The sequence below is a fragment of the Humidesulfovibrio sp. genome, assembly GCF_035560995.1.
Taxonomy (GTDB): Bacteria; Desulfobacterota; Desulfovibrionia; order Desulfovibrionales; family Desulfovibrionaceae; genus Humidesulfovibrio.
This window is the reverse complement of sequence record NZ_DATMYK010000028.1, coordinates 1-5,396: the sequence shown is the minus strand read 5'-3', so window position 1 is coordinate 5,396 and position 5,396 is coordinate 1. Positions and strand designations below refer to the sequence as shown.

5 protein-coding genes are annotated in these 5,396 nt (G+C 68.8%); 2 read left to right on the top strand and 3 right to left on the bottom strand.

Annotated elements, in window-relative coordinates:
• On the top strand, positions 1–366 hold a 366-nt coding region (locus tag VN419_RS00960), incomplete at its 5' end, for a CidA/LrgA family protein (RefSeq protein WP_325643476.1).
• A complete protein-coding gene (locus tag VN419_RS00955; protein WP_325643474.1) occupies positions 363–1,046 on the top strand; it encodes an LrgB family protein in 684 nt (227 codons plus the stop codon). The genes VN419_RS00960 and VN419_RS00955, both read left to right, overlap by 4 nt.
• Here the strand turns inward: VN419_RS00955 and VN419_RS00950 are convergent.
• From VN419_RS00950 to VN419_RS00940, 3 genes are all read right to left on the bottom strand, one after another.
• Complete coding sequence (locus VN419_RS00950) at positions 1,043–3,103, bottom strand: sensor histidine kinase (protein WP_325643473.1); 2,061 nt, start codon at positions 3,101–3,103, stop codon at positions 1,043–1,045. The genes VN419_RS00955 and VN419_RS00950 overlap by 4 nt on opposite strands.
• A gap of 268 nt (positions 3,104–3,371) precedes the next feature.
• Entirely contained in the window at positions 3,372–4,181 is an 810-nt protein-coding gene (locus tag VN419_RS00945; RefSeq protein WP_325643472.1) for a sirohydrochlorin cobaltochelatase, read from the bottom strand.
• 164 nt (positions 4,182–4,345) lie between these two features.
• Positions 4,346–5,396, bottom strand: a 1,051-nt coding sequence (locus tag VN419_RS00940) for a DNA polymerase (protein WP_325643471.1), incomplete at its 5' end; no start/stop codon positions are given.

The window sequence follows — 5,396 nt, the reverse complement described above, 5'->3', positions numbered from 1 at the left end:
CCCGTGACGCAGACCCTTAAAGCCCTGGCACAACTGGCCCTGCTCTGGGCCATCTACCAAGGCAGCACCTGGTTCGTGGCCGCAGTCAACCTGCCCATCCCCGGCAACGTGGTCGGGGTTCTGCTGCTCTTCACCCTGCTCTGCCTGGGCGTCATCAAACTGAAGCACGTGGAGCTGGCGGCGGACTTCCTGCTCAAGCACCTGGTGTTCTTCTTCGTGCCCGTGGCCGTGGGCCTTATGGAATGGGGCCAGGTGTTCTACGACTACGGCCTGACGCTTTTGGCCGCCATCGCCATCAGCGCGGTGCTGCCGCTTTTGACCGTGGGCGGGCTTACCCAGTTCCTGAACAAAAGGCAGGGCGCATGACCACCGCGCTCTTTATCATCCTCACCCTGGCCACCTACCTGGGCGTGCGCAAGCTGTACCTGCGCTTTCGCCACCCCCTGCTGAACGTCGTGGGCCTGGGCGCGGCGGTCATCATCACCGTGCTGGTGCTCTGCGGCATTCCCTACAGCGACTATGCCCCGGCCAAGAACATCATGACCTTTCTGCTCGGGCCCGCCACCGTGGGCCTGGCCGTGCCCCTCTACCGCTACCGCACCCTGCTGTTGCGCGCCGCTCCGGCCATCCTGGGCAGCGTGGCCCTGGGCGCGGCCCTGGCCATGCTTACTGCCGGGGCCATAGCCAAGCTGGGCGGCCTGCCCCAGGACGTGGTCGTGTCCATTCTGCCCAAGGGCGTCACCATCCCCTTCGCCATTGAAATCGCGCAAATCTACAAGGGCATACCGGCCCTGGCCACGGCCTTCGTGGTGGCCACGGGCACCCTGGGCTCGCTCACGGGCGGCTGGCTGCTGAACCTGGCCCGCGTGCGCGATCCCATGGCGCGCGGCCTGGCGCTGGGCACCGTGTCGCACGGGCAGGGCACGGCCACGGCCCTGATGGAAGGCGAGCAGCAGGGCGCCATGGCCGGGCTGGCCATGATCCTGGCGGGAGTGTTCACCGCCGGATTCGCGCCCTTCGCCGTGTGGTTGCTGGGCCTGGGCTAGGCCGGGCCAGCCTCCTTCGCTTCCTTCGGCTCCCGCGGCTCCGGCACCGGCGGGGCCAGGGGCACCATGATGTTGAACACCGCGCCGTGGCCGGGTTCGCTGGCCACGTGGATGGTGCCGCCCATGGTCTGGGTCACCAGGTTGTACACGATGGACAGGCCGAGCCCGCTGCCGCCCTTCTGCCGGTAGGTGGTGAAGAAGGGCTCGAAGATCTTGCCCAGATGCTCCTGCGCGATGCCCCGCCCGTCGTCGGAGAAGGTGAAGCGCAGGCGTTCCTGCTCCAGCGCCGCCGTAATTCCGATGCGCCCGGCCTGGCCGGGCTCGAAGGCGTGCTGCAGGGCGTTCATCACCAGATTTGAGACGATCTGCGACCACAGGCCCGGGTAGGAATCGATCTCAAGCTCCGGGTCGCACTCCAGTTCCACCACGATGGCCGTCTTCTTGAGGTGCGGCCGCAGCGACAGGAGCACCTGCTCCAGATAGCTGCGCAGGCGGAACACCCGCTTCTCCTCGGTGGAGCGGTCCACGGCCACCTGCTTGAAGCTGCGGATGAGATCCGACGCGCGGCGCAGGTTGGCCAGGATCATGTGCGTGGATTCGTCGCAGAGCCCCAGATACTCCTCCAGGCTGGCGCGCTTGAGCGCCCCGCCCCGGAACTCGTCCAGCATGGCCCTGGTCTTGTCCTCCAGGTGCGAGGCCGCCGTGACGCCGATGCCCACGGGGGTGTTGATCTCGTGCGCCACGCCCGCCACCAGCCCGCCCAGGGAGGCCATCTTTTCGGACTGTATGAGATGCTTCTGGGCCTGGTTCAGGCTCTCCAGGGTGGCTGTCAGCTCCTTGTTGGCCGCGGCCAGCTCCTTGGTGCGCTTCTCCACCCGGTCCTCCAGAAACTCGTTCAGGTGGCACACCTCGTTCTCGTAGGCGTCGCGCTCCTGCTCGCGCTTTTCCAGCGCCTGGGCCATGGAATCAAAGGCCCGGCCCAGCCGGCCGATCTCATCCTCACCGCCCAGGCCGCCGTCGCTGCCGCCGGCCCCGCCTCCGGGCAGCCCGGCGCGCGCTCCCAGCTCGCCCGCCTCCAGCCGGGCCGCGGCCGCAACCAGCCCGCGCAGACGCCGCACCACGGACACCTCGCCCAGCACCCAGGCCGCGCCCATGAACAGCGCGGCCGCCAGACCCAGCAAAAGCACATTGCGCCGCACCACGGCCCGCGCCTGCCCCAAGGCCTCGTCCACGGGCACGCCCAGGCGGATCATGAGGTACGGAAAGGGTGCGCCCGCAAAATGCAGACGCTTGAAGGCGTAGAGCCGCAGCACGCCGTCCACGCCCCGTTCGCGGAAGGTTCCCTCCTCGGCCGGGCCGCTCATGCGCTCGATCATCCGGGGCAGATCCGGCACCCAGGTGTACTTTTCCGCCTCCGGGAAGCGCGTCAGCCGCATGCCCTTGGCGTCGGTGAGGGTGAACACGCTGCCGACGGGCAGCCCGGCGCCTTCGAACAGACTGCCGAAGTGGTGCAGATCGAAGGCCGCCACCAGCACGCCCCTGGACCCGGACCGCCCATCCGAGGCGGCGCCCGCAACCGGCTGGGCGAAGTTCAGCACCACGCGCCGGGCGGCCTCCAGGTGCGCGTAGTCGCCGGTGACGAAGTCGCCGTTCTTGAGCGCGGCCGTGAAGAACGCCGCCTGGGCCAGTTCCGGGCCTTCTTGCGGCAACGGCCCCTCCGGCGCGCGGGCCAGGATCGAGCCGTGCGCATCCGCCAGGGCCAGGGAAACGTACACCGGGTTGCGCTGCTGGATGTCCGCCAAAAGCTCCTGGCTGGCCCGGGGCGCAAGGCTGCGCACCTCTGAGGTCTTGGCCAGGGTGGCCAGAAGCAGGCGGGCGTTCTCCACGATGCGCGCGTGGTGCGCGGCCATGTTCTGCACCTGTTGCAACGCGGCGCTTTCCGCGCGGCTGACCACGTTTTCCTCAAGCTCGCGCCCGGTGGCGAGCATGATGCCCAGCGCGGGCAGGGCCGCGGCGAGCATGAGCGCAAGCAGGCGGGTGCGGATGGAGATGGTCATGCGGCACCTCCCTGGACGAAGCGTCCGTGGATGGCTGGCCTTTTTCGGCATTAGTCCTGTACCGCGTCCGGCGGAAAGCAGTCAAGGAAGGCGAAAAGAATGGGAGAGGGGAAGAAAGGGGAAAAGGCCGGGTTTGACAGGCGGCTGCGGGGCCGATGGACGAGCGTGTGGCCCGGCGTCGCGCCTGGAGATGCCTCCGGCGGCCAGGGGGCATGCACCCCCTGGACCCGCAAAAGGGGGAGGGGAGCGGATGGACGGCGAAAAGGCGCTAGGCCGAGAGGCGCTCCACGGCCTCGCGCAGGTGCGCAAGCCAGATGTCCGCCAGGGCGGGCTGCTCGCCCGCGCCCTTGACGTGGGTCTCGCAAGCGAAGCCCGCGTTCGTGAGCCCAGCGCGCCAGGAATTCTTGCCCTCCCCGGCCATGTCACGCGTGGCGTGGACCCCGCGCGCGAACAGAAGCGGCATGAGGTGCACTGTGGAAGCGCCCAGGGAGCGCAGTTCGTCCACCTTGGCGGCCAGGCCGGGCTCGGCCTCCAGCGCGCCGATGAGCACGAGCGGGTCCAGGGCCCGCAGTTCGTCGGCCAGGTCCTGGTACACGCCATTGGCGCGGCCCCGCGTGCCGTGGCCCATGAGCAGCACCGCCTCGCCGGGCTTGCGCGCGGGCGGCAGCACGGTCAAAAGCGTCTGCGCCACCAGCCGCACGTCCGCGGCATTGCCCAGAAGCGGCCGGCCCAGGCTGATGCCCTCGAAGCCCTGCGGCCCCGCCTGGGAAGCGGACAGGCCCGCCACCAGACGCTCCAGGCTCTTGTACTCGTCGCCGGGGATGACATGCAGGGACTGCACGGCCAAGCGCTTCACCCCCTGGCGTTGCAGGCCTTTCAGAATGTCCTCCGGCGACTGGCCCTGGCTGGTGTGCGCGCCCTTGTGGCGGCGCACCGTGCCGGAGGTCAGCGCCGTTTCCACGCGCCAGTCCGGGTACAGCTCGGCCGCGCGGGCGCGGATGGCGTCCAGCGAGGCTTCCGCGCCGGGCAGGCGCGAGCCGAAGGCGGCAAGGAGGATGGCGTTCTGTGTATCGGGCATGCGGGCAGGACTGTAGCGCAGAACAACGCGGCCCGAAAGGGGTTTCTGCCCAGACGACAGATGACGGGAAACGGCCGCGCACGAAAAAGCCGACGAGTCTCCCCGTCGGCTCAAAAAATCAAAGCGTGACAGACTGCGGAGCAAAAGGCTCCGCGCCAGACGGTTTAGTGCGCCTCGGCCCAGTTGCGGCCCTGGCCCACGTCCACCTTGAGCGGCACGTCGAGGGCCACCACGTTCTGCATCAGGCGGGCAAGCTCCTGCGCGGCGGCCGGGGCGTTCTGCTCCGGCAGTTCCAGCAGCAGTTCGTCGTGCACCTGCAAGATGAGCTTGGCGTCGAGGGCTGCCAGCTCCGGGCTGCCGAACACGCGCAGCATGGCCAGCTTGATGACGTCGGCCGCGCTGCCCTGGATGACGGTGTTCACCGCCTGCCTGCGCGCCTGGGCCTGCACCTGCTGGTTGCGCGAGTGCAGTTCCGGCAGCAGCCTGCGCCTGCCCGCCAGCGTCGTCACATAGCCGCGCGTCATGGCGTCCTGCACCAGGCCTTCGTAGAACTGTTTCAGGGTGCCCAGCTTCTCGAAGTAGCGGGCGATGAACTCCTTGGCCTGATTGGTGCTGATGCCCAGCTCCCGCGCCAGCTTCTGCGGGCCCATGCCGTAGATGAGCCCGAAGTTGATGGTCTTGGCCCCGCGCCGCTCGTCGGGCGTTATCTCGGCCGCGTCCTTGTCGAACAGCAGCGCGGCGGTGCGGCTGTGGATGTCCTCGTCCTTCTGGAAGGCGTCGATGAGCGCAGGATCTTTGGAAAAGTGCGCCAGAACGCGCAGCTCCACCTGGGAGTAGTCCGCGCCGACGAACAGCATGCCGGGCGAGGCCACGAAGCAGGCCCGCATGCGCGCGCCCTGGGGCCCGCGGATGGGGATGTTCTGCAGATTCGGGCCGGAGCTGGAAAGCCGCCCTGTCGCGGTCGCAAGCTGGTTGAAGCGCGTATGCAGGCGGCCGGAGGCGTCGGCCAGGCGCGGCATGGGCTCCAGGTAGGTGGAGCGCAGCTTCTCCTGCACGCGGAAGGCCAGAATCTCCTCGATGATCGGGTGTTGCCCGGCCAGCTTTTCCAGGGCGTCGCTGCCGGTGGAAAGCGCCCCGCCCGGAGTTTTTCCAGCGGGCTTGAGGCCCAGCTTCTTGAACAGAACCTCGGCCAGCTGCTGGCTGGAGCGCACGTTC

What these genes read in the sequence shown, in the direction of transcription:
- VN419_RS00950 (WP_325643473.1), bottom strand. Translation starts at nt 3,103, where the DNA reads ATGACCATCTCCATCCGCACCCGCCTGCTTGCGCTCATGCTCGCCGCG.
- VN419_RS00955 (WP_325643474.1), top strand. Translation starts at nt 363, where the DNA reads ATGACCACCGCGCTCTTTATCATCCTCACCCTGGCCACCTACCTGGGC.
- VN419_RS00945 (WP_325643472.1), bottom strand. Translation starts at nt 4,181, where the DNA reads ATGCCCGATACACAGAACGCCATCCTCCTTGCCGCCTTCGGCTCGCGC.